Source organism: Kribbella sp. WER1 (assembly GCF_054189145.1).
Window position 1 is genome coordinate 4,322,867 of record NZ_CM135186.1, and the last position, 22,781, is coordinate 4,345,647.

At 70.0% G+C, this 22,781-nt stretch carries 20 protein-coding genes; 11 read left to right on the forward strand and 9 right to left on the reverse strand.

Annotated features, from left to right (window positions below):
- Positions 1-7 precede the first annotated feature (7 nt).
- Both ACXJJ3_RS20755 and ACXJJ3_RS20760 read left to right on the forward strand, forming a co-directional pair.
- Positions 8-955 (forward strand): ATP-binding cassette domain-containing protein, encoded by a 948-nt coding sequence (locus ACXJJ3_RS20755; RefSeq protein ID WP_458163198.1) that lies wholly within the window; start codon positions 8-10, stop codon positions 953-955.
- Positions 952-1,731, forward strand: coding sequence for an ABC transporter permease (locus ACXJJ3_RS20760; RefSeq protein ID WP_458163200.1), 780 nt, complete (start codon positions 952-954; stop codon positions 1,729-1,731). Before ACXJJ3_RS20755 ends, ACXJJ3_RS20760 begins: the two co-directional genes overlap by 4 nt.
- On the opposite strand, the gene ACXJJ3_RS20765 is transcribed toward ACXJJ3_RS20760, so the two are convergent.
- The 3 genes from ACXJJ3_RS20765 to ACXJJ3_RS20775 all read right to left on the reverse strand — a co-directional run bounded on the left by ACXJJ3_RS20765 (position 1,732) and on the right by ACXJJ3_RS20775 (position 4,807).
- The gene (locus ACXJJ3_RS20765; RefSeq protein WP_458163202.1) at positions 1,732-2,058 is read right to left on the reverse strand and encodes a hypothetical protein; all 327 of its coding nucleotides are present in this window, start codon (positions 2,056-2,058) and stop codon (positions 1,732-1,734) included.
- Positions 2,059-2,077: 19 nt separating this feature from the next.
- On the reverse strand, positions 2,078-3,748 hold the full coding sequence (locus ACXJJ3_RS20770; RefSeq protein WP_458163204.1) for an ABC transporter ATP-binding protein: 1,671 nt from the start codon (positions 3,746-3,748) through the stop codon (positions 2,078-2,080).
- A gap of 291 nt (positions 3,749-4,039) precedes the next feature.
- Positions 4,040-4,807, reverse strand: a complete 768-nt coding sequence (locus ACXJJ3_RS20775; protein WP_458163206.1) for an SDR family NAD(P)-dependent oxidoreductase — start codon at positions 4,805-4,807, stop codon at positions 4,040-4,042.
- Between the two features lie 18 nt (positions 4,808-4,825).
- Here ACXJJ3_RS20775 and ACXJJ3_RS20780 point away from each other — a divergent pair, with 18 nt between their 5' ends.
- Genes ACXJJ3_RS20780 through ACXJJ3_RS20790 form a run of 3 tightly spaced genes read left to right on the forward strand, consistent with a single transcriptional unit; the run spans position 4,826 to position 6,234 of the window.
- Positions 4,826-5,185 (forward strand): hypothetical protein, encoded by a 360-nt coding sequence (locus ACXJJ3_RS20780; RefSeq protein ID WP_458163208.1) that lies wholly within the window; start codon positions 4,826-4,828, stop codon positions 5,183-5,185.
- A gap of 49 nt (positions 5,186-5,234) precedes the next feature.
- Positions 5,235-5,774: a GNAT family N-acetyltransferase gene (locus ACXJJ3_RS20785; RefSeq protein WP_458163210.1), complete on the forward strand. Its 540-nt coding sequence runs from the start codon at positions 5,235-5,237 to the stop codon at positions 5,772-5,774.
- Between the two features lie 34 nt (positions 5,775-5,808).
- Positions 5,809-6,234 carry a GNAT family N-acetyltransferase gene (locus tag ACXJJ3_RS20790; RefSeq protein WP_458163212.1) on the forward strand — a complete coding sequence of 142 codons (426 nt, stop codon included), beginning with the start codon at positions 5,809-5,811 and terminating at the stop codon, positions 6,232-6,234.
- Here the strand turns inward: ACXJJ3_RS20790 and ACXJJ3_RS20795 are convergent.
- The 6 genes from ACXJJ3_RS20795 to ACXJJ3_RS20820 are packed head-to-tail and all read right to left on the reverse strand — an operon-like array spanning position 6,224 to position 13,054.
- Positions 6,224-7,039: a bifunctional allantoicase/(S)-ureidoglycine aminohydrolase gene (locus ACXJJ3_RS20795; RefSeq protein WP_458163214.1), complete on the reverse strand. Its 816-nt coding sequence runs from the start codon at positions 7,037-7,039 to the stop codon at positions 6,224-6,226. The genes ACXJJ3_RS20790 and ACXJJ3_RS20795 overlap by 11 nt on opposite strands.
- The gene (allB, locus tag ACXJJ3_RS20800) at positions 7,036-8,376 is read right to left on the reverse strand and encodes an allantoinase AllB (RefSeq protein WP_458163216.1); all 1,341 of its coding nucleotides are present in this window, start codon (positions 8,374-8,376) and stop codon (positions 7,036-7,038) included. The genes ACXJJ3_RS20795 and allB overlap by 4 nt, the downstream gene beginning before the upstream one ends.
- A complete protein-coding gene (locus ACXJJ3_RS20805) occupies positions 8,373-9,569 on the reverse strand; it encodes a glycerate kinase (RefSeq protein WP_458163218.1) in 1,197 nt (398 codons plus the stop codon). Before ACXJJ3_RS20805 ends, allB begins: the two co-directional genes overlap by 4 nt.
- Positions 9,569-11,338 carry a glyoxylate carboligase gene (gene gcl, locus ACXJJ3_RS20810; protein WP_458163220.1) on the reverse strand — a complete coding sequence of 590 codons (1,770 nt, stop codon included), beginning with the start codon at positions 11,336-11,338 and terminating at the stop codon, positions 9,569-9,571. Before gcl ends, ACXJJ3_RS20805 begins: the two co-directional genes overlap by 1 nt.
- Positions 11,338-12,222, reverse strand: a complete 885-nt coding sequence (locus ACXJJ3_RS20815) for a 2-hydroxy-3-oxopropionate reductase (protein ID WP_458163222.1) — start codon at positions 12,220-12,222, stop codon at positions 11,338-11,340. Before ACXJJ3_RS20815 ends, gcl begins: the two co-directional genes overlap by 1 nt.
- Before the next feature lie 19 nt (positions 12,223-12,241).
- A complete protein-coding gene (locus ACXJJ3_RS20820) occupies positions 12,242-13,054 on the reverse strand; it encodes a hydroxypyruvate isomerase family protein (protein WP_458163224.1) in 813 nt (270 codons plus the stop codon).
- Between the two features lie 152 nt (positions 13,055-13,206).
- Here ACXJJ3_RS20820 and ACXJJ3_RS20825 point away from each other — a divergent pair, with 152 nt between their 5' ends.
- From ACXJJ3_RS20825 to guaD, 6 genes are all read left to right on the forward strand, one after another.
- Positions 13,207-14,769, forward strand: coding sequence for a PucR family transcriptional regulator (locus ACXJJ3_RS20825; RefSeq protein WP_458163226.1), 1,563 nt, complete (start codon positions 13,207-13,209; stop codon positions 14,767-14,769).
- 128 nt (positions 14,770-14,897) lie between these two features.
- The gene (gene uraD / locus ACXJJ3_RS20830) at positions 14,898-16,811 is read left to right on the forward strand and encodes a 2-oxo-4-hydroxy-4-carboxy-5-ureidoimidazoline decarboxylase (RefSeq protein ID WP_458163228.1); all 1,914 of its coding nucleotides are present in this window, start codon (positions 14,898-14,900) and stop codon (positions 16,809-16,811) included.
- Positions 16,808-18,244: a xanthine dehydrogenase small subunit gene (locus ACXJJ3_RS20835; protein ID WP_458163230.1), complete on the forward strand. Its 1,437-nt coding sequence runs from the start codon at positions 16,808-16,810 to the stop codon at positions 18,242-18,244. Before uraD ends, ACXJJ3_RS20835 begins: the two co-directional genes overlap by 4 nt.
- Entirely contained in the window at positions 18,241-20,568 is a 2,328-nt protein-coding gene (gene xdhB / locus ACXJJ3_RS20840) for a xanthine dehydrogenase molybdopterin binding subunit (protein WP_458163232.1), read from the forward strand. Before ACXJJ3_RS20835 ends, xdhB begins: the two co-directional genes overlap by 4 nt.
- Positions 20,556-21,485, forward strand: coding sequence for a xanthine dehydrogenase accessory protein XdhC (gene xdhC / locus ACXJJ3_RS20845; protein ID WP_458163234.1), 930 nt, complete (start codon positions 20,556-20,558; stop codon positions 21,483-21,485). Before xdhB ends, xdhC begins: the two co-directional genes overlap by 13 nt.
- The gene (guaD, locus tag ACXJJ3_RS20850; protein WP_458163236.1) at positions 21,482-22,759 is read left to right on the forward strand and encodes a guanine deaminase; all 1,278 of its coding nucleotides are present in this window, start codon (positions 21,482-21,484) and stop codon (positions 22,757-22,759) included. The genes xdhC and guaD overlap by 4 nt, the downstream gene beginning before the upstream one ends.
- The last annotated feature ends 22 nt before the right edge of the window (positions 22,760-22,781 follow it).

Sequence of the window (22,781 nt, forward strand, 5' to 3'; positions counted from 1 at the left end):
TGGGGAAGTGACGACGGAGCGAGTGATCGAGGCCGCCGGCGTACGGAAGAACTACCGCGGCGGCACGGAGGGCGCGGGGTTGAACGGCTTCGACCTGGAGGTCACGGCCGGCACCGTGACCGGGCTGCTCGGCCCGAACGGCGCAGGCAAGACGACGGCGGTGCGGATCCTGTCCACGCTGCTCGAGCTGGATTCCGGTACGGCGGCGATCGCGGGGTACGACGTCCGCCGGCAAGGAGCGGAGGTACGGCGGCGGATCGGCCTGGTCGGGCAGTACGCCGCCGTCGACGAGGTACTCACCGGGCGGCAGAACCTGGTGATGTTCGGGCGGCTCAACCACCTGCGGAACGCGAAGGCCCGGGCGGACGAACTGCTCGAGAGGTTCGGGCTGGTCGAGGCGGCCGGGCAGGCGGTGAGCAAGTACTCCGGCGGGATGCGCCGGCGGCTCGACCTCGCCGCCAGCCTGATCGTGGCGCCGCGCGTGCTGTTCGTGGACGAGCCGACGACCGGGCTCGACCCGGCCGGGCGGATCGAGGTGTGGAACGCCGTACGGCAACTGGTCGACGGCGGTACGACGGTGTTGCTGACGACGCAGTACCTGGAGGAGGCGGATCAGCTGGCGAACCGGATCTCGATGCTGAAGGCGGGACAGGTGGTCGCGGAGGGGACACCCGACGAGCTGAAGACGCAGCTCGGGTCGGACCGGTTGGAGCTGGTGCTCGCGGACCCGGCCGACGTACCGCGGGTCGTGGCGCTGGCCGGGCCGCTCGCGGACGGGGAGGTGGCGGTGACCGACGTACGGGTCAGTATTCCGGTGAAGGACCGGACGAAAGCGCTGGTGGTGATGGCGAACTCGTTGCATGAGGCAAGGATCGAACCGGAGGACATCACGTTGCGGAGGCCGACGCTGGACGAGGTGTTCCTGCACCTGACCGGGGCGGCGGTGGCCGCATGATGTGGGTGTTCGCGGACAGCTGGACGATCGCGCGGCGGACCTTCCTGCACTGGCGGATGCAGCCCGGGCTGGTGGTGTTCACGTGGTTCTTCCCGGTGTTGATGCTGCTGCTGTTCGGCGGGCTGCTCGGCGGGGCGATGGCGACGGAGGCGTCGTACTACGAGCTGCTCGTGCCGGGGATCTTCGCGCTGGCGATGCTCTTCGGGCTCGAGGGCACGATGACGGCGGTCGCGACGGACGTGTCGAAGGGGGTGACCGACCGCTTCCGCTCGCTGCCGATGAGCTCGGCGGCGGTCGTGCTCGGGCGGTGCATCGCGGACCTGCTCGACTCGGTGGTGACGCTGGCGGTGCTGGTCGCGACCGGGCTCGCGCTCGGGTGGCGGTGGCACGAAGGCTTGCCGTCGGCGCTGGCGGCGTTCGGCCTTCTCCTGCTGCTCCGGTTCGCGTTGCTGTGGGTCGGGATCTTCATCGGCCTGTCGGTGAAGAACGCCCAGAGCGTGACGATGGTGCAGGTCCTGGTCTGGCCGATCGGCTTCCTGTCCAGCACGTTCGTCGCCACGTCAACGATGCCGGCCTGGCTGGGCACGATCGCCCAGTGGAACCCGCTCTCCGCAACAGCCACCGCGTCCCGCGCCCTGTTCGGCAACCCGGACCCATCCAGCACAGCAACCTGGATCGGAGAGCACGCAGGAGTCGCGGCCATCATCGCCCCGCTCCTCCTGACCGCAATCTTCCTACCCCTCTCCGCCCACCGCTACCGAACGCTGTCCCGCTGATCACCACGGCCGACGCAGTGAACCTCCGCGCGTAGGCAGGCGGACGGGCTCTGGCGGCGGAACAGCAGCCGCCAGAGCCTTTTGCCGGGGAATGTCCGCGAGCGCATCGGCCTTCCGCCGATACCGCACCTTGGTGTGGCTGTGCTCTGTGTAGACGTGCAGCGTCCACCCGCCGCGGTAGACCAGAAGATGGGCCAGAAGGCTCACCAGAAACGCAATCGGGAAGAGCACGAAGCCCCACAGCGTGTGCTCGGACAGGCCGAACGCGACCTCGTAGGGCCACTCCGCGAACCCCGAGCGGTGCAGCTCGACCGTCACGTCTGCCATGCGGACAAGTATGCGGACGTCAGAGATCACGGGCCGCTGTGAGCAGTCCGGCTGCTGTTGTTGTGGTGAGGTCCACGGTGCGGTCGGCGTACTGGGTGAGGGAAGTGTCGTGGGTTATGAGGAGTTTGGTGGAGGTTTGGGGGAGGGACTGGATGAGGGTGTGGGCGGTGGTGGGGTCGAGGCCGGTGGTGGGTTCGTCGAGGATGAGGACCGGGGTGTTGCGGAGGAGGGCTCTGGCCAGGGTCAGGCGTTTGAGTTGGCCGCCGGAGAGGGTGGGGGATGACGGGGACAGTGGGGTGTCGTAGCCGTCTGGGAGGGCGGTGATGAAGGCGTGGACTTGGGCCGCCCGGGCGGCTTTGACGAGTTCGGCGGGGGCGGCGTCGGGGTTGCCATAGGTGAGGTTTGTGCGGATGGTGCCGGGGAGGACGACGGGGTGTTGCGCGACTAGCGTGACGATCTCGCGGACGCGGCGTACCGGCAGGGAGGTGAGGGGTACGCCGTCGAGGCGGATCTCGCCGGTGGACGGGTCGTGGAAGCGGAGGAGGAGCTTCGCGAGGGTCGACTTGCCGATGCCGCTCGGGCCGGTGAGTACGACGAACTCGCCGGGCTCCACGGTCAGCTCGAAGTCCGACAGTACGCCGACATCCCGGTAGCGGAAGCTCACCCGGTCGAACTCGACCCGCCCGCGCACCGTCGCGAGTTCGACCGGGCGTTCCGGATCGCGCACCGTCGGCGAGGCGGACAGCAACTCCTCGAGCCGTTCGGTCGCGGCGGTGGCGGCGGTCGCGGTCAGGTTGAGTTCGCCGAGGCTCCGCAACGGCGGATACAAGTACCCGAGGAACGCCGCGAACGACAGCAGCGCCCCGAGCGTCATCCGTCCGCGCGAGATCTCCCACACGCCGAACCCGATCACCGCGAGCACGCACAGCGTCTCCAGTACTTCGACAACCTGCTCGTACAGCTCGCTCCGGCGCGCGCCGTTCACCGACGCCCGCATCCACGCGACCGCCTCTCGGTCGAGCCGGCGTTCCTCGGCCGCCGTCCGGTTGTACGCCTGGGTCAGCTCGACGGCGCCCAGCGATTCCTCCAGCACCGACGTGATCGCCCCGTCCGCGACCCGCTCCGAGCGCGCGAACCGCCGGATCGGGCCGGAGAACACCTTCGCCGCCAGCCACAACAACGGTGCCAGGACGAACGTGACCAGCGCGAGGTCCCACCGCAACCAGAACGCCGCGGCCGAGAACAGTACGACGCGGAACACCGCCGACAGCACCCCGATCGTCGACGAGACCACGAGCTGCTCGATCGCCTCGACGTCGCCGCTCAGCCGCTCGACCAGATCGCCCCGCCGGTACCGCTGGAAGAAGTCCGGCGGCAGCCCCTGCACGTGCCCGAACACGTGCGCCCGCAGCCGCCGTACGAACCGCTCGCCGCTCCAGAACGCCAGCGAGTTCCCGAAGTACCCGATGATCGCGCCGAGCACCGCGACCGCGAGCCACGCGCTCGCCGGATGCCAGAACGCGCGCAGCGAACCCTGCTCGAGTGCGTGATCGGTCAGGTTCCCGAAGATCAGGATCGCGACCGTCTCGCAGACCGCCGCCGCGATCACGCAGCAACACACCAGGACGTACCATCGCCGGTCGCCGCGGGTCAGCGGCCAGAACCGCGCGAACGCCTGCCGGATCGTCATCACCGTCTCCCCTCGGACACGCCGGTGGGGCCTGCGGAAACAGCAGGCCCCACCGTCAGGGAACTAGCGTGCGATCGGCCGGCGGCGCGGCGCCTTCTTGGCCGGCTTCTTGTGGCAGGCACCCGGCTTCGGGGCCTGGTGCTTCTTGGGGAGCGGGGCAAGCTTCTTCAGGCTCATGAGATTCTCCTTCGTGTCGGTTGTTGCCGCGATCAACTGCTTGCGACATCCACGAAGCTAGCCAGCCAGCCTGGCGAAACCATCAACCCTTACTGGCAAGAGCCTCTGAAGAGGCTACGGCGTGAGCTGGCCACCGTTGATCTCGATGATCTGGCCCGTGACGTACGACGCCATCCGCTCCGACGCGAGGAACAGGATCGTCCCGACGCACTCGTGCGGCGTACCGGTCCGGGCCATCGGGATCGTCGCGAGCATCGCCTGCATCTGTGCGTCGGCGGTATGCCGGTCGTGGAACGGCGTCTTGATCACGCCCGGCGCGATCGCGTTCACCCGGATCCCGTCCGGCGCCAGCTCCTTCGCGAGTCCGCGGGTGAACGTACTGACCGCGCCCTTCGAGGTCGCGTACACCACCGACCCGCCGGCGCCGCCGGTCCGCCCGGCGATCGACGTGACGTTGACGATCGACCCGCCGCCCTGCTGCTTGAACACCGGCACGATCCGCCGGCTGAGCGCGAACACCGAGGTCAGGTTGACGTCCAGGATCCGGTGGAACTCCTCGTCCGGTACGTCGGCGATCGGGGACCGGTGCACCAGGTCGCCGGCGTTGTTCACGAGTACGTCGATCCGCCCGTGCTCGGCGAGGACCTCGTCGACGAACGCGTCGGCCGCCTTCGGGTCGGCCAGATCCGCCTGGTGCAGTGTCGCCGTACCGCCCGCGGTCTGCACGGCCCCGACCGTGTGCTTCGCCCCGTCCTCGTTGCGGTGGTAGTGCAGCGCGACCGTCGCCCCGGTCTCCGCGAACCCGACCGCCGCGGCGGCCCCGATCCCGCTGCTCGCCCCGGTCACCACCACGACCTGATCCCTGAAATCCAGATATCCCATGCGCCTTATCCTCTACCAGTGCCGCGCATTGTTCTCCTCGCCGCGTATGTCGCGTGGCCGGCCGGCGTCGCCGTCCTCCGCCTGACCGCACACGCACGCGGGCGCTGCCTGATCTTCACCGGCGTGGGCTACCTGGTCGCACTGGTGATCGCGACAACCGCAACGCCATCGTCGACGGCGGTCCCACTCGGCCTGGTGCTCGGTGGGTTGATCGGGGCCGGGCTGTGCCTGGGGACGGGACGCGGGCTGACGTTCAACTTCGACCAGGAGACGACGTACTGGGCGTACGGCGGGAAGATCCCGCTCGGCGACCGGCTGGTCGAGGTGCTCGGCGTACTGGTCGCGATCTGTGGTGGGGCCGGGTTGAACTGGGGGTGAACGCGCCGTGCGCCGGATGGTGACTCGGCGGCGGGGGTATTTTCGACAGATGGGATACGCGCTCGGGGAGCTCGGGCTCCGGCGGTGGCGGACTGGTGACGCGCTGCGGTTGGCGGCGGCGCACGACGATCCGGCGATGGCGAACCAGGGGGGCATCGTGGACCGGGCGTCCGCGGTCGACTGGATCGGCCGCGTCGCGGACCTGGACAACGGGCACGTGTACGCCGTCGCGGACGCCGACGATCACCCGATCGGTTGCGTGGCGGTGACGAACATCGACCGGCACCGGGTCGGCTGGACCTGGTACTGGACGCTCGCCGACGTCCGCGGCCACGGCGTCGCCCGGGACGCGCTCCGGGCGCTCGCGCAGTGGGCCCATCACGAGGCCGGGCTGTACCGCCTCGAGCTCGGCCACCAGCTCGACAACCCGGCGTCCTGCGCGGTCGCCGGGGGCGCCGGCTTCCTCCCGGAAGGGGTCGAGCGGCAGCGACTCGCGTTCGACGGCACCCGGTACGACGTCGAACGCCACGCCCGCCTGATCACCGACCCCCTGGCCGCCCCGGCCCGCCCGGTCCGCGTCTCGGGCTGAGAACTGTCGGTGGGCCCGGTTAGCGTCCAGCACCGTGAACCTCGACGTCGTGCTCACCGAGATCCCGACCGAGGCCGACGAGGCAGCGGTCTCCGACGGCCTGGACAAGTTCAACGTCGAAGCGTCCGGCGTCCAGGACCGTCGCCCGCTGGCGGTGCTGATCAAGGACCCGGCCACCGGCGCGACGCTGGGCGGGCTGACCGGGCGTACGTCGCTCGGCCTGTGGTTCGTCGACCTGCTCTACCTGCCGGACGAGCTGCGCGGCGCCGGCCTCGGCAGCAGGATCCTCGCGGAGGCCGAGGCCGAGGCGCGGCGGCGTGGGTGCGTCAGCGGGGTCCTGTACACGATCAGCTTCCAGGCACCGAACTTCTACGCCCGGCACGGATGGGTCGAGTTCGGCCGGGTTCCGAGCGCGGACGGGGTCAGCCGGATCTACTTCCGGAAGGAGCTCACAAGGTGAGCTTCGGGTGCCGGTTCACGTCCTTGTAGAGCAGGTACCGGAAGCGGCCGGGGCCGCCGGCGTAGCAGGCCTGCGGGCAGAACGCCCGGAGCCACATGAAGTCGCCCTCCTGGACCTCGACCCAGTCCTTGTTCAGCAGGTAGATCGCCTTGCCCTCGAGGACGTACAGCCCGTGCTCCATCACGTGCGTCTCCGGGAAAGGGATCACCCCGCCCGGCTCGAACGTCACGATGTTCACGTGCATGTCATGACGTACGTCGTCCGGGTCCACGAACCGCTGCGTCTGCCAGGCGCCGTTCGTGTCCGGCATCTCCCGGCCCGCGACGTCCGCCTCGTTGGTGACCAGCGCCGGCGGTACGTCGATCCCGTCGACCCGCTCGTACGCCTTCCGCACCAGGTGGAACGTGGCCGGCGCGTCGCTGGTGTTCCGGACGGTCCAGTCGCCGCCCGGCGGGAGGTACGCGTAGCCGCCCTCGGTCAGCGCGTGCTTCTCGCCCGCGACCGTCAGCACGATGTTGCCTGAGACAACAAACAGTACAACCTCGGCGCCCGGGTCGGTCTCCGGCCGGTCACTGCCGCCGCCCGGTGCGACCTCGACGATGTACTGCGCGAACGTCTCCGCGAACCCGGACAGCGGCCGCGCGATCACCCACAGCCGGGTGTCGTCCCAGAACGGCAGCCGGCTGGTCGTGATGTCCCGCATCGTGCCGCGCGGCACCACGGCGTACGCCTCGGTGAAGACGGCGCGGTCGGTGGTCAGGTCGGTCTGCGCGGGCAGCCCGCCTTTCGGGGCGTAGAAGCTCATCGTTCTCCTCGGGTCAGCAGGCGGCCGCGCGGGTCGGCGGTGATGTCGACGGGTACGCCGTGCAGCCAGGTGCCGCGGACGACCCCGGACAGCGTGCGGCCGTCGTACGGCGTGATGGCGTTCTTGTGCTGGAGTCGCTGCGCGTCGACGGTGAACGTCGCGTCCGGGGCGAGCACGCAGAGGTCGGCGTCGTACCCGACCTCGATCCGGCCCTTCGTCGTGAGGCCGGTCTGCGCGGCCGGGGCCTCGGCCATCCAGCGGATCACGTCCGGCAGGGTGAAGCCGCGGGTGCGGGCCTCGGTCCAGATCGCGGACAGGCCGAGCTGGAGGGACGCGATCCCGCCCCAGGCGGTGCCGAAGTCGCCGGTGTCCAGGTGCTTCAGGTCGATCGTCGACGGCGAATGGTCGGACACGATCTGGTCGATGGTGCCGTCGCGCAGGCCGTCCCAGAGCAGCTCGCGGTTCGCGGCCTCGCGGATCGGCGGGCAGCACTTGTACTGCGTCGCGCCGTCCGGGATGTCCTCCGCGTCGAAGCTCAGGTAGTGCGGGCAGGTCTCGGCGGAGATCCGTACGCCGTCGGCGCGGGCCTTCGCGAGCAGCGGGAGGACCTCGGCGCTGGAGACGTGCAGGATATGGACGCGGCAGCCGGTCTCGCGGGCCAGGTCGATGACGTGCTGGACAGCCTCGTTCTCCGCCGTACGGGGGCGGGAACCGAGGAAGGCGGCGTAGCTGGCGCCGTCGGGCTGGGCCGCCTCGTCGATCCGGTGCGCGTCCTCGGCGTGCACGATCAGCAGGCCGTCGAAGCTCGCGATCTCGCGCATCGCTTCGGCGAGCTGGGCCGGGTCGAGGGGCGGGAACTCGTCGACGCCCGAGTGCAGCAGGAAGCATTTGTAGCCGAACACGCCGGCGTCGTGCAGCGGGCGGAGATCCGGGACGTTGCCCGGGATCGAGCCACCCCAGAAGCCGACGTCGACGTACGCCTGGGTCTCCGCGGTTTTGCGTTTGAGCGTGAGCGCCGGGACGTCGCAGGTCGGCGGGATGCTGTTCAGCGGCATGTCGACGATGGTCGTCACGCCGCCGGCCGCCGCGGCCTTCGTTGCGGAGGTGAAGCCCTCCCAGTCGGTGCGGCCCGGGTCGTTCACGTGCACGTGGGAGTCGACGAGCCCTGGCAGGAGTACTTCGTCGTCGGCCAGGCGGAGGTCGGTCGCGGCGTCGAGGTCTGCGTCGTACGGCGAGATCGCGACGATCCGCCCGTCCCGCACGCCAACAGCCGCGGCCTGTTCGGCACCACCGCGCACGACCCGGCGGCACCTGATCACGAGATCCAGAGCGTTCATGCGATGCCTTTCTCTCTCCGTGTCATCGTAAGGTGCTCCACCGCGATGCGTTCCCCGAGCTCTTCCAGCAGGGGACGGGGCTCGGCGATACACCTTTGTACGTCGGGGTCCACGTCGGTGAGCGCGTACGCCGCCGTGACGCCGATCTCCCGGAGCTGCTCCGTCGCCAGTTTGTTCACCCCACAAACAGCAACAACATGAACACCTCCGGCGGACCTCGCCCCGGGGGTCGCGGTGGATCCGCGTGCGGCGGCTGCCACTCCTGCGACGGCCTTTCCGTGGAGGGTTTGTTCGTCGAGGGCGCCTTCGCCGGTGACCACCAGGTCCGCACCGGCGAGCTTCTCGCTGAACCGCACCATCTCCAGCACCAGGTCGATCCCTGGCCGAAGCTCAGCACCGAGCAGCGCAATCGCCGCGAACCCGACCCCACCCGCCGCGCCCGCACCCGGCGCGTCCCGGAGGTCACGCCCGGTCTCGCGAGCCACTACATCAGCCCATTCGCACAGCGCCGCATCCAACTGCACCACCTGCTGCGGCGTCGCACCTTTCTGTGGCCCGTAAACAGCCGCCGCACCCTGCGGGCCGGTCAGCGGGTTGTCGACGTCGCACGCGACCACGATCTGCACGCCGGCGAGCCGTTCGCGAAGGACGTCAGCACCGCTTTCCGGAAGTTTTTCGTCGCGGAGCGCCGACTTGTTTCCGGAAAGCCGACAGGGTCGCCCCGTGAGCGCGTCGATCATGCCGCGCCCGCCGTCCGTGGAGGCGCTTCCGCCGATGCCGAGGATGATCCGGGTGCACCCCGCGTCCACGGCTGCACCTATTACCTCGCCGGTGCCGTACGACGTTGCCGTGAGCGGGGCGGGGACCGCGTCGGGGAGGCGGACGAGACCTGAGACGTCGGCCAGTTCCACGACGGCGGTCTCGCCGCGGCGGGCGTAGGCGGTGTGGACCGGTTCGCCCGTGGGGCCGGTGGCGGTGACCGGGAACAGGGTGTAGCCGGCGGCGACGGCAGCGGACAGGGTGCCGTCGCCGCCGTCGGCTACCGGGACGGAGGTCACGGTGGCGTCGGGGCAGACTCGTCGTACCCCGGTGGTGATCGCCTCCGCGACCTCCGCGCTGGTGAGGGTGCCTTTGAACTTGTCCGAGGCGACGACCATCCGCAGGCCGAACCCCTCGAACGACGCCGTACCCATCAGTCCAGCAGGGCGAGAGCGGTCGGCGCGTCCTCCGGGTCGATCGCCAGGTCCTCGAACTCGATCACGTTGTCGATCTCGACGCCCATCGACACGTTCGTGACGCGTTCCAGGATGACCTCGACGACGACCGGGACCCGGTGCTCGACCATCAGCTTCTTGGCCTGTTCGAGGGCCGGCAGGATCCCGTCCGGCTCGGACACCCGCAGCGCCTTGCAGCCGAGGCCTTCGACGACCTTCACATGGTCGACGCCGTACCCGCCGACCTCGGGGCTGTTGATGTTGTCGAAGGACAGCTGCACGCAGTAGTCCATGTCGAAGTTCCGCTGCGCCTGCCGGATCAGGCCGAGGTACGAGTTGTTCACCACCACGTGGATGTACGGGATGTTGAACTGCGCCCCGACCGCGAGCTCCTCGATCAGGAACTGGAAGTCGTAGTCGCCCGACAGCGCGACGACGGTGCTCTCCGGGTCCGCGGTGGCGACCCCGAGCGTGGCCGGTACGGTCCAGCCGAGCGGCCCGGCCTGGCCGGCGTTGATCCAGTGCCGCGGCCGGTACACGTGCAGCATCTGCGCGGCCTGGATCTGCGACAGCCCGATCGTCGACACGTACCGGACGTCCGGCCCGAACGCGCGGTTCATTTCCTCGTACACCCGCTGCGGCTTGATCGGCACCGCGTCGAAGTGCGTCTTCCGCTGCAGTGTCGTACGGCGTTCCCGGCACTCCGCGGCCCACGCCGTACGGTCCGGCAGCGACCCGGCCCGCTCACGGGCGACCTCGACGAACACCTCCAGCGCGGCGCGCGCGTCCGACACCACGCCGTAGTCCGGCGCGAACACCCGCCCGATCTGGGTCGGCTCGATGTCGACGTGGATGAACTTGCGCTCACCGCGGTACACGTCCAGCCCGCCGGTGTGCCGGTTCGCCCACCGGTTGCCGATCCCGAGGACCAGGTCGGACGCGAGCAGCGTCGCGTTCCCGTACCGGTGCGAGGTCTGCAGCCCGACCATGCCCGCGCTCAGCGGGTGGTCGTCGGCGATCGCACCCCAGCCCATCAACGTCGGTACGACGGGGACGCCGGTCAGCTCGGCGAACTCGACCAGCAGGTCGGCCGCGTCGGCGTTGATGATGCCGCCGCCGGCGACGATCAGCGGGTGCTCCGCGGCCGCGAGCAGGTCGAGCACCTTCTCCGCCTGCGCCCGGGTGGCCGCGGGACGGGAGACCGGAAGCGGCTCGTACGTCTCGATGTCGAAGTCGATCTCGGCCAGCTGGACGTCGATCGGCAGGTCGATCAGCACCGGGCCGGGACGGCCTTCGCGCATCACCTGGAACGCCTTCTGGAACGTGCCCGGGACCTGCGCGGCCTCCATCACGGTGACCGCCCACTTCGCGACCGGCTTCGCGATCGCGGAGATGTCGACGGCCTGGAAGTCCTCCTTGTGCAGCTTCGCGACCGGCGCCTGCCCGGTGATGCACAGGATCGGGATCGAGTCGGCGGAGGCGGAGTACAGCCCGGTGATCATGTCGGTGCCGGCCGGTCCCGACGTACCGATGCAGACGCCGATGTTGCCGGCCTTCGCCCGGGTGTAGCCCTCGGCCATGTGCGACGCGGCCTCGACGTGCCGGGCGAGGACGTGCTTGATCCCGCCGTGCGCGCGGATCGCGCTGTAGAACGGGTTGATCGCGGCCCCCGGCAGCCCGAAGGCCTGCGTCGAGCCTTCCTTCTCCAGGATCAGTACGGCGGCGTCCACCGCCCGCATGCGTGCCATCAGTCGAGGTCCTTCCCGGACAGCCGCTCGACGCCGCGGAGCAGCGCGGAGTGGTCGAGTTTGCCGTCGCCGTTCGCGCGGGCGGACGCGACCAGTTGCGCCACCAGGGCACCCAGCGGTACGACGACGCCCGCCTCCCGCGCGGCGGCGGTGACGATGCCCATGTCCTTGTGGTGCAGGTCGATCCGGAACCCGGGCTCGAAGGAGCGCGACAGCATGTTCTCCTTCTTCTGGTTCAGCACGGTCGACCCGGCGAGCCCGCCGCCGAGGACCTCCAGCGCGGCCTTGGTGTCGACGCCGTACGCCTCCAGGAACACGACCGCCTCGGCGACCGCCTGGATGTTCGCGGCCACGATCAGCTGGTTGGCGGCCTTCACGGTCTGGCCGGAGCCGCTCGGGCCGACGTGCACGACGGTCTTGCCGACCGCGTCGAACACCGGCTTGGCCTGCGCGAAGTCGTCCGCCTCGCCGCCGACCATGATCGACAGGACGGCGTTCTTGGCGCCCGCCTCGCCGCCGGAGACCGGGGCGTCGAGCAGCCGGAAGCCGAGCGCGCGGGCCTGCTCGGCGAGCTGCTGGGTGACGTCCGGGCGGATGCTGGAGAAGTCGATGATCAGCGCGCCGGTGTCGGCGTTCTGGAAGACGCCGTTCTCGCCTTCGAGGACGTCCTGGACGTCCGGCGAGTCCGGCACCATCACGCAGATCACGTCGGCGCCCTTGACCGCCTCCGCGATCGAGGAGACGGACCGGCCGCCGGCCTCGATCAGCGCGGCGGCGCGCTCCGGGCTGTGGTCGACGCCGGTCACGGAGTGCCCGGCGTTGGCGAGATGGACGGCCATCGGGTTACCCATGATGCCGAGGCCGATGAAGGCGATGTTCGTCATGTCGTCTCCTAGGGGGAAGTCAGCGGCGCTCGAACGGGAGCCAGCCGAAGCTTGCTTCTGAGGTGGTGGACGGCTTGTACTCGAGCCCGACCCAGCTGCTGTAGCCGTTCGCCTCGAGGGCGCCGAGCTGGTGGTCGAGCGGGAGCGTGCCGGTTCCGGGTTCGTTGCGGCCCGGGTCGTCGGCGACCTGGACGTGCGCGACCCGGTCGGTGTGCTCGGCGATCACCCTGTCGACGTCGTCGCCGTTGACCGCGAGGTGGTACAGATCCGCGAGCAGCCCGACGTTCTGTACGTCGTACGCCTGCTGGACCCGGTCGATCACGGCGAGCGCGTCGGCGGCGAGCTTGAGCGGGTACCGCGGCGCCCCGCTCACCGGCTCGACCAGGACGGCGGCACCGATCCGCGCGGCGGCCTGGGCGGCCAGCCCGAGGTTCTCGACCGCGAGGTCGGCCTGCTCCTGCTCGGTGGCGCCGTCGACGCGGTTGCCGTACAGGGCGTTGAAGCCCTGCGCGCCGAGCCGCTCGCCGATGCCGACCGCGACGTCGATGTTGTCGCGGAACTCGCCGGACCGCTTCGGCCAGGACACCAGCCCGCGGTCGCCGCCGGGCATGTCGCCGGCGAAGAAGTTCAGGCCGGTGAGCTGGACGCCGGCGTCGGTGACCGCGGTGACGAACGCGTCGACCTGCCGGTCCGGCGGGACGGCCTCGACGAACGGCCACCAGAACTCGACCGCGCTGAACCCGGCCCGCCGGGCGGCCGCGGGCCGCTCGAGCAGGGGCAGCTCGGTGAAGAGCAACGAACAGTTCACCGTGTACCGCAGCTGGTGACTCATCCCGACTCCAGTTTCCGCATTGTGGAACTTGATTTCTGTTCTGCGAAAAGACGATAAGACGACGGATCGGGGCCGTCAAGCGTCCGGCCGTCCTATATGAGGGCTGTCCCCGCGTACGCGCGCGTTGTACGTTCCTCTAAAGGAGGTACGCCGTGCTGCTTGCCGAACTGCTCGACGCGCCCGAGCTCGGGCTCCGCCTGCTGTACTCCGCGGGCGGCGTACTGGACCGCCCGATCGGACGGCTGGTGACGACCGACCTGCTGGAGCCGGGGCGGTACCTGAGCGGCGGCGAGGTGGTGCTGACCGGGCTCGTCTGGCGGCGGCAGCCCGAGGACAGCGAGGTGTTCGTGGCGTCGGTCGCGGCCCGCGGGGCGACCACGATCCTCGCGGGCAAGGCGCAACTGGGCGACGTACCGGAGGATCTCCTGGCGGCGTGCCGGCGGCATCAGATGACGCTGGTCGAGGTGCCGATCGAGGTCGCGTTCGCGGACGTCACGGAGTACGTCGCGGCGGCCGGGTCGGCGGAGACCGGCGCGCGGCTGTCGGCCAGCCTGGTACGGCAGCGGCAGTTGCTGTCGTCGATCGCCGCCGGGCGCAGCCTGGACGAGCTCGCGGCCCGGATCTCCGCCGAGATCGGGCACGACTGCCGGGTCCTGACGCCGACCGGGCGGCACGTCGTACCGGGTCCCGGCGAGCTCGACCCCGACACGGTCGACGCAATCACCCGCCGCTTCCTCACCGCGGACCGCATGCCGGCAGTCGCCGCCGGCGCGGGAGGCGCGGCAGGCGCGGGAGGCGCGTACAGCTTGTTTCCGGTTGGGTCTGGGTTCGGGAACCGGCTGACGGCGTGGTTCCTGGCGATCGACGGTGACCACACGACCTGGTCGCACGACCACGTCGAGGCAGTGCACGAGCTGTGCGCGATCGCCGCCCTCGATCGCGCCCGTCGCGACGAGGGGCGCCGGGCGCTCCGCCCGCTGGTCGCGGACGCGCTGGCGCTCGTCGAGTCCGGCGCGCCACAGACCGAGGTCGCCGCGCGTCTGCGGCAGGCGGGCGCACACTCGGAACGACCGACGGTGGTCGCGGTCGCCCGCCTCCGCGACGACGGCAGCGACCACGGCCCCAGCGAGGTCGCGCTGACGCTGCTCGAGGACGTCGCGCTGACGGTGGGACCGGCGGTCGTCGCGCCCGGCCGCGACGGGTTGCTCGTCGGTTTCCTGCCCTTCACACCGGAGCTCCCGGAGCACCTCCGGCGGGCGTTCGGGCGGCTCGCTCCGGGGCTCAACCGGGCGCACCTCGCGGTCGGGATCAGCGGCGAGACCTCGATCGACGCGCTCGCCGGCGCGCTCGAGGAGGCCCGGTTCGCCCAGCGCGCGGCCGGGGCGGCCCGCGCTCCGGTCTCGGTCGTCACGTCGGACGAGGTCGCGTCGCACGTCCTGCTGCTCGCCACGCTGCCCGACGACGTACGGCGTACGTACAGCAACCGTGTCCTCGGAGCGGTCCTCGACCACGACCGGCGGACCCACGCCGACCTGCTGACCACGCTGCAGGCCTTCCTCGCCTGCTCGTGTTCGTGGACACGGACGGCGGAGTCGCTGCACCTGCACGTCAACACCGTTCGCTACCGGATCGAACGCGTTGAGCAACTGACCGGCCGCGATCTGTCGACCCTGGAGGACCGGGTCGACATCTTCCTTGCGCTCAAATCGCTGTAGTTGTGTGATCACACAAAACGGGGCGTTCTCCGGCTGTTCATCTTCGGAGGTTCACCGGGTGCAATCCACAGACTGTTGAGCCGATGCTCAGGTGCAGGTCACATCCCCCGCGCCGAGGAGCGTCCCCGATGAAGACAAACCTGCGACCCAGTCGCCATCCCGTAGACCAGGTGCTCCCGCCCGGCAAGCTCGCGGTGTACGGCGCGCAGCACGTGCTCGCGTTCTACGCCGGGGCCGTGATCGTCCCGATCCTGCTCGCCAGCGCGATCGGGCTGAACACGCAGCAGCTCATCCACCTGATCAACGCGGACCTCTTCACCTGCGGGATCGCCTCGATCATCCAGTCCGTCGGGTTCTGGAAGGTCGGCGTCCGGCTGCCGCTGCTGCAGGGCGTGACGTTCACCGCGGTCTCGCCGATGATCGCGATCGGGCTCGCGGCCGGTGGTGGCACCAACGGTCTGCTCGTCATCTACGGCTCGGTCCTGGTCGCCGGCCTGGCCACTTTCTTCATCGCGCCGTACTTCAGCAAGCTCATCCGGTTCTTCCCGCCGGTGGTCACCGGGTCGGTGATCACGATCATCGGTCTGGCACTGCTTCCGGTCGCGGCGGGGGACGCGGTCGGCGGGGCGGGACCGACGGCGGCACCGACCAGCGGCAAGAACATGGCGTACGCGCTCGGCACGCTGGCGCTGATCGTGCTGATCCAGCGCGTGTTCAAGGGGTTCATGGCGACGATCGCGGTCCTGGTCGGACTGGTCGCGGGGACGCTGGTGGCCTGGGCGTTCGGCGACGCGCACTTCGGCGCCGTCCACGACGCCGCCTGGGTCGGCGTCACCCAGCCGTTCTACTTCGGCTGGCCGAAGTTCTCGGTCGCGGCGATCATCTCGATGGTCGTGGTCATGCTGATCACCGCGGTGGAGACGACCGGTGACGTGTTCGCGACCGGCGAGATCGTCGAGAAGCGGATCGGCCGCGAGGACATCGCCCGGGCGCTGCGGGCCGACGGCCTGGCGACCACGATCGGCGGCGTCTTCAACTCGTTCCCGTACACCTGCTTCGCGGAGAACGTCGGCCTGGTCCGGCTGACCCGGATCCGCAGCCGCTGGGTGGTCGCGACCGCCGGGGCGATCATGATCGTGATCGGGCTGCTGCCGAAGGCCGGCGCGATCGTGGCCGGCGTACCGCATCCGGTGCTCGGCGGCGCGGCGCTGGCGATGTTCGCGACGGTCGCGGTGGTCGGGTTCCAGACACTCGCGAAGGTCGACTTCCACGACCACCGGAACGTGGTGATCGTCGCGACCAGCGTCGGGCTGGCGATGTACGTGACCGCGCAGCCGCAGGTCGCGCACGCCGTACCGCACTGGGCGCAGATCATCTTCGGCAGCGGCATCACGCTCGGCAGCCTGACCGCGATCTTCCTGAACATCCTGTTCCACCACGTCGGCAAGAACTTCGGCCCGGCGGTCGCGGGACAGCCCGGCGACACGGTTCGGCTCGACCAGGTGAACAAGATGGCGCGGGCCGAGTTCGTCGAGACGTTCGGCGGGTTGTTCCAGGGGTCCCGGTGGGCGGTCGAGCGGGCCTGGGACATGCGGCCGTACGCCGACACGCACGCGTTGCGGCGCTCGTTCCAGGAGGCGTTGTTCTCCGGCTCCCGCGACGAGCAGGTCGAACTGATCCAGGCGTACCCGCAGCTCGGGTCGCAGTTCGTCGCCGACGGGCTGAGCGGCGAGGCGTCGCTGCGGGACCAGTCCGACAAGGGGCTGACGTTCCTCGGCGACCCCGAGCGGGACGAGCTGACCGCGATCACGTCGGCGTACGAGGACCGGTTCGGGTTCCCGCTGGTGATCTCGGTGCGGGACGCCGAGTCGTACGACCGCATCCTCGAGCAGGGCCGCGAACGGCTCGGGAACTGCGAGAACCAGGAACACGCGGCCGCCCTGCTCGAGATCGCGAAGATCGCCGGCTACCGGTTCGACGACTTCGTGTCCGACGCCAACCCGATCCACTCCGCCCGTACCCGATGGAGCAGCAACCGATGACCACCCAAGCCCTGCGCCCACCCGCGCTGACCGTGAACGGCGACGTCACCCCGATCGGTGACGTCTCCGTCCACACCACCGTCCTCGACTGGCTCCGCAACCGAGGCCTCACCGGCGCCAAGGAAGGCTGCGCCGAAGGCGAGTGCGGCGCATGTTCGGTGCTGGTCGCCCGGGCCGGCACGTCCGCAGCCACCGAGTGGACCGCGGTGAACGCGTGCCTGCTGCCTGTTGCTTCGCTGGACGGGCAGGAGCTCGTCACCTCGGAGGGGTTGGGGTCGGCCGCTTCCCTGCACCCGGTCCAGAAAGAGATGGCAGTCCGGGGCGGCTCCCAGTGCGGCTACTGCACCCCCGGCTTCATCTGCAGCATGGCCGCGGAGTACTACCGCCCCGGCCGCGCGTGTGGTGAGGGTGACCACGAGCATGGGCCGAACGGGTTTGAATTGCATTCGTTGAGCGGGAATCTGTGTCGGTGTACGGGGTATCGGCCGATTCGTGATGCGGCGTATGCGCTGGACGAGCCCGCGGAGGATGATGCGCTCGCCGTACGTCGTGACGCGCCGGCGCCTGCGCCGGCAGCGACGGGGATGGTGTCGCCCGAAGGCGAGTTCCTGCGGCCGCCGACGCTGCGTGCTGCTTTGAGGGTGCTGGGTGAGCGGGACGATGCGGTCTTAGTCGCCGGGTCGACCGACCTCGGGGTGCAGGTGAACATCTTCGGGGCGCGGCCGCAGCTGACGATTGCGATCGATCGGCTGGAGGAGCTGCGGGAGTTCAGCTTCGGTGCTGACGAGGTACGGCTGGGTGCGGCGCTCACGTTGACCGAGATCGAGCGGAGGCTGAGCGGACGGGTGCCGTTGCTGGCGCAGCTGTTTCCGCAGTTCGCGTCGCGGTTGATCCGCAACGGGGCGACGATCGGGGGGAACCTGGGGACCGGATCGCCTATCGGAGATACACCACCCGCACTCCTGGCACTGGATGCCAAGCTGGTCCTCGCTTCCAGCCGCGGGGAGCGGATGGTTGCGTTGGCTGAGTACTTCACCGGCTATCGGCAGACGGTGAAGGCGCCGGACGAGTTGATCAGGACGGTCGTGATCCCGTTGCCCTTGGCACCCATGACCGCCTTCCACAAGATCGCCAAGCGGCGTTTCGACGACATCTCCAGCGTCGCGATCGGCTACGCGATCACCGTTGCCGACGGCATCGTTCAGGACGCGAAGATCGGGCTCGGCGGGGTCGCCGCGACTCCGCTGCGCGCGAGCGCCACCGAGGCCGCGCTGATCGGCAACCCCTGGAACGAGACGACCGTACGGACCGCCGCCGCAGTGATGGCCGGCGAGGGTACGCCGATGGACGATCACCGCGCGAGCTCGTCGTACCGCTCCGCGATGCTCGGCCAGTCGTTGTTGCGCTTCTACCACCAGGAGGTGAGCGCATGAGCTCGCTGTCCGAACGGCCCGCCGCCGCGGTTGTCGGCGTACCGCTGCCGCATGAAAGCGCCGCCCTGCACGTCACCGGAACCGCCCTGTACACCGACGACCTGGTGATGCGCACCCGCGACCTCCTGCACGCCTACCCGGTGCAGTCCCCGCACGCCCACGCCCGGATCACCGCGCTCCGGGTGAAGCCGGCGTACGACGTGCCGGGGGTCGTCCGGGTGCTGACCGGGGACGACGTACCGGGAGTGAACGACGCGGGGGTGAAGCACGACGAGCCGTTGTTCCCGGACGAGGTGATGTTCAACGGGCACGCGGTGTGTTGGGTACTCGCGGAGACGTTGGAAGCAGCGCGGCTCGGGGCGGCGGCCGTGGAGGTCGAGTACGAGCAACTACCGGCGCTGATCGGTGTCCGCGACGCGATCGAGGCCGGGAGCTTCCAGGGGATCGGGCGGCACCTGGAGCGCGGCGACGTGACCGGCGCGCTGGCTGAGGCTGCATACGTATACACCGGTGAGTTCGAGTTCGCGGGGCAGGAGCACTTCTACCTCGAGACCCACGCGGCATTGGCGCTGGTGGACGAGTACGGGCAGATCTTCGTGCAGTCGAGTACGCAGCATCCGTCCGAGACGCAGGAGATCGTCGCGCATGTGCTCGGGCTGGCCAGTCACTCGGTGACCGTGCAATGCCTGCGGATGGGCGGCGGGTTCGGCGGCAAGGAGATGCAGCCGCACGGGTTCGCGGCGATCGCGGCGCTGGGCGCGACGCTGACCGGACGGCCGGTGCGGTTGCGGCTGAACCGGACGCAGGACATGACGATGTCGGGCAAGCGACACGGGTTCCACTCGGCCTGGCGGGTCGGGTTCGACGACGACGGCCGGCTGGTCGCGCTGGATGCGACGATCACCGCCGACGGCGGCTGGAGCCTCGACCTGTCGGAGCCGGTGCTGGCGCGGGCGATGTGCCATATCGACAACGCGTACGAGATCCCGCACGTCCGCGTCGACGGGCAGATCGCGAAGACCAACAAGACGTCGCAGACCGCGTTCCGCGGGTTCGGCGGGCCGCAGGGGATGCTCGTGATCGAGGACATCCTCGGCCGGTGCGCGCCGCTGCTCGGGTACGACGCGGCCGAGCTGCGGCGGCGGAACCTCTACCAGCCGGGCGACTCCACGCCGTACGGGCAACCGGTGCGGCACGCGGATCGGCTCGAGTCCTGCTGGTCGCAGGTGCGGTCGATCGGAGACGTGGACGAGCGGGTCGCGGAGATCGCCGGGTTCAACGCGGCGCACTCGTTTGTGAAGCGTGGGTTGGCGATGACGCCGGTGAAGTTCGGGATCTCGTTCAACCTGACCGCGTTCAACCAGGCCGGCGCGCTGGTGCACGTGTACAAGGACGGGTCGGTGCTGATCAACCACGGCGGCACCGAGATGGGCCAGGGCCTGCACACGAAGATGCTGCAGGTCGCCGCGACCACTCTCGGCGTACCGCTCGAACGGGTCCGGTTGGCGCCGACGCGGACCGACAAGGTGCCGAACACGTCCGCGACCGCGGCGTCCTCGGGCGCCGATCTGAACGGGGCCGCGATCAAGAACGCGTGCGAGCAGATCCGGGAGCGGCTGGCGCAGGTCGCCGGCGGGAAGCTCGGGATCAGCCCGTCCGACGTACGGTTCGTCGACGGCGATGTCCGCGGCCTGTCCGGCGACGGCGTACCGTGGAACGAGATCGTTGGGATGGCCTACATGCAGCGGGTGCAGCTGTGGGCAGCCGGGTTCTACCGGACCGAGGGCCTGCACTGGGACGCGAACGCGATGCGCGGCGAGCCGTTCAAGTACTTCGCGTACGGCGTGGCCGCGTCGGAGGTCGAGGTCGACGGGTTCACCGGCTCGTACACGTTGCGGCGCGTCGACATCGTCCACGACGTCGGCGACAGCCTCAGCCCGCTGATCGACATCGGCCAGATCGAGGGCGGGTTCGTCCAGGGTGCCGGGTGGCTGACGCTGGAGGACCTCCGCTGGGACACGAAGTCCGGCCGGCTCTCCACTCAGGCCGCGAGCACCTACAAGCTCCCGAGCTTCTCGGAGATGCCGGAAGTGTTCAACGTGACGCTGCTGGAGAAGGCCCACGAGGAGGGTGCCGTCTACGGCTCGAAAGCCGTTGGCGAACCCCCGCTGATGCTCGCCTTCTCCGTCCGCGAAGCCCTACGCCAGGCAGCCGCCGCCTTCGGGCCACCCGGCACCAGCGTCGACCTCCCGTCCCCCGCCACACCGGAGGCCGTCTACTGGGCGCTCGATCGAGCCCGCGGAGGTGCCTCGTGGAGTGGGTGAAGGCTGTTCAGCAGTTGCGTGCCCGGCGTGAAGCCGGGGTGATGGTGACCGTGCTGTCCGTGCGCGGGCATGCGCCTCGGGAGGCCGGGGCGAAGATGGTTGTTGCTGTTGACAACGTCTGGGGGACGGTTGGTGGCGGCAACCTGGAGGCGCTGGGGGTGGAGCGCTCGCGGGAGATGATCGCGGCCGGGGCCGCCACTCCTGAGGTGCTGACCGCGGCGTTGTCCGACAAAGCGCCGTACCAGCACGGGGTTCAGTGTTGTGGGGGTGAGGTGCAGTTGTTGCTGGAGCCGTTGCCCGTGGTGCCGTCGGTAGCGATCTTCGGGATCGGGCATGTGGGGCTCGAGTTGGCGCGGATCCTCGCGCGGCACGATATCGAGCTGCACCTCGTCGACTCGCGGACCGACCAGCTGACGGCCGGACGGCTCGACGTACTGGACGACGCGGTGGCGCAGGTCCATGTCCACAACGTCCCGGTCCTCCCCGAGCTGGTCGTCGGCGAGCTGCCGCCCGGGACGCACGTCGTGATCATGACGCACGACCACGCCGAGGACGCCGCGCTCTGCGACGCCGCGATCCGCAACGAGCAGCTCGCGACGATCGGGTTGATCGGGTCGAGCGCGAAGTGGACCCGGTTCCAGCGCAAGCTCGCCGAGGACGGCAACACCCGCGCGGCGATCGACCGGATCACCACCCCGATCGGCATCCCGAGCGTCACCGGCAAGCAGCCGGCCGTGATCGCGGTGTCCGTCGCCGCCTGGCTCCTCGAACGCTTCACCGCGGAGCCGACCCATTCTGCTTCATCCGAGCCCGGGGAGCGGTCGTCCGCTCCGGCCGGGTCCGCCGCGCGGCTTCCCGTGTCGGCCCGTACTGCCGAGCGTCGCCCCGCCTCGGCTCAGCGTAAGGCACAAGCATGACTCTCTACCGTGGCACGTTCATCGACACCCCGGAGAACCCGTTCGCGGGCGCCGGACTGCGGGTCGCCAGCGACACCGGCCTGCTCGTCGAGGACGGGCTGATCGTTGCCCGCGGCACGTACCTGGAGCTCCGCGAGGCGCACCCCGCCGAGCAGGTCGTGGATCTCCGCGACGGCGTCGTACTCCCCGGGTTCGTCGACACCCACGTGCACTTCCCGCAGATCCGCGCGGTCGGCGGACTCGGCCTGCCGCTCCTGGAGTGGCTCGACCGGTACGCCCTCCCGGAGGAGGCGCGGATGGCCGACGTCGGGTACGCGACCGGCGTTGCGCACGAGTTCGTCCGCGGGCTGGCGGCGGCCGGTACGACGTCCGCGCTGGTCTTCGGCGCGCACTACACCGACGCCGTCGACGCACTGTTCAACGCCGCCTCCGAGGTCGGGCTGCGAGTGACGAGCGGCCTCGTACTGAGCGACCGGCTGCTCCGGCCGGAGCTGCTCACCACCCCGGTCCGCGCGTACGCCGAATCGCTCGCGCTCGCGAACCGCTGGCACAACGTCGGCCGCAACCGGTACGCCGTGACGCCGCGGTTCTCGCTGTCCTGCACCGACGACCTGCTCGCCACCTGCCACGAACTCCTGGAGGCGATCCCCGGCGCCCTGTTCACCTCGCACGTGAACGAGAACGAGGCCGAGATCGCGACAGTCGCCGACCTGTTCGGCGGCAGCGACTACGTGACGACGTACGACCGCCACGGCCTGGTGGACCGGCGTACCGTGCTCGCCCACAACGTGCACCCGACCGACGTCGAGCTCAAGACCCTCGCCACCAGCGGCGCCACCGTCGCCCACTGCCCGACGAGCAACGCCGCCCTGGGAAGCGGCCTGTTCCCGCTGACGCGCCACCTGCAGTACGGCGTCCGCGTCGCGCTCGGGTCCGACGTAGGAGCCGGCACCGGCTTCTCGTTGCTGAAGGAGGGCCTGCAGGCGTACTTCTGCCAGCAACTCCTCGGCGACCAGGGCCGCCCGCTCACCGCGGCGCACCTCCTCTACCTGGCCACCACGGCCGGCGCCGAAGCCCTCAACCTCCCCCGAGTAGGCCACCTCTCGGTCGGCCAGCACTTCGACGCCCAACTCCTCCGCCCTGCCGAAGAGTCACCGCTCGCGATAGCCATCACCCACGCCGAAGACACCGAAGAAGCCCTCGCCCGCATCTTCACCCTAGGCACCCCCGCAGACATCCAGGCCGTCTGGCTCAACGGCGACCTCCTCCACTGACCACCCCCGCCGGGGACCGGGA

What these genes read in the sequence shown, in the direction of transcription:
- ACXJJ3_RS20785 (WP_458163210.1), top strand. Translation starts at nt 5,235, where the DNA reads ATGGGATACGCGCTCGGGGAGCTCGGGCTCCGGCGGTGGCGGACTGGT.
- ACXJJ3_RS20815 (WP_458163222.1), bottom strand. Translation starts at nt 12,222, where the DNA reads ATGACGAACATCGCCTTCATCGGCCTCGGCATCATGGGTAACCCGATG.
- ACXJJ3_RS20795 (WP_458163214.1), bottom strand. Translation starts at nt 7,039, where the DNA reads ATGAGCTTCTACGCCCCGAAAGGCGGGCTGCCCGCGCAGACCGACCTG.
- ACXJJ3_RS20835 (WP_458163230.1), top strand. Translation starts at nt 16,808, where the DNA reads ATGACCACCCAAGCCCTGCGCCCACCCGCGCTGACCGTGAACGGCGAC.
- ACXJJ3_RS20770 (WP_458163204.1), bottom strand. Translation starts at nt 3,748, where the DNA reads ATGACGATCCGGCAGGCGTTCGCGCGGTTCTGGCCGCTGACCCGCGGC.
- allB (WP_458163216.1), bottom strand. Translation starts at nt 8,376, where the DNA reads ATGAACGCTCTGGATCTCGTGATCAGGTGCCGCCGGGTCGTGCGCGGT.
- gcl (WP_458163220.1), bottom strand. Translation starts at nt 11,338, where the DNA reads ATGGCACGCATGCGGGCGGTGGACGCCGCCGTACTGATCCTGGAGAAG.
- xdhB (WP_458163232.1), top strand. Translation starts at nt 18,241, where the DNA reads ATGAGCTCGCTGTCCGAACGGCCCGCCGCCGCGGTTGTCGGCGTACCG.
- ACXJJ3_RS20820 (WP_458163224.1), bottom strand. Translation starts at nt 13,054, where the DNA reads ATGAGTCACCAGCTGCGGTACACGGTGAACTGTTCGTTGCTCTTCACC.
- ACXJJ3_RS20760 (WP_458163200.1), top strand. Translation starts at nt 952, where the DNA reads ATGATGTGGGTGTTCGCGGACAGCTGGACGATCGCGCGGCGGACCTTC.
- guaD (WP_458163236.1), top strand. Translation starts at nt 21,482, where the DNA reads ATGACTCTCTACCGTGGCACGTTCATCGACACCCCGGAGAACCCGTTC.
- ACXJJ3_RS20775 (WP_458163206.1), bottom strand. Translation starts at nt 4,807, where the DNA reads ATGGGATATCTGGATTTCAGGGATCAGGTCGTGGTGGTGACCGGGGCG.
- ACXJJ3_RS20805 (WP_458163218.1), bottom strand. Translation starts at nt 9,569, where the DNA reads ATGGGTACGGCGTCGTTCGAGGGGTTCGGCCTGCGGATGGTCGTCGCC.
- uraD (WP_458163228.1), top strand. Translation starts at nt 14,898, where the DNA reads ATGAAGACAAACCTGCGACCCAGTCGCCATCCCGTAGACCAGGTGCTC.
- ACXJJ3_RS20765 (WP_458163202.1), bottom strand. Translation starts at nt 2,058, where the DNA reads ATGGCAGACGTGACGGTCGAGCTGCACCGCTCGGGGTTCGCGGAGTGG.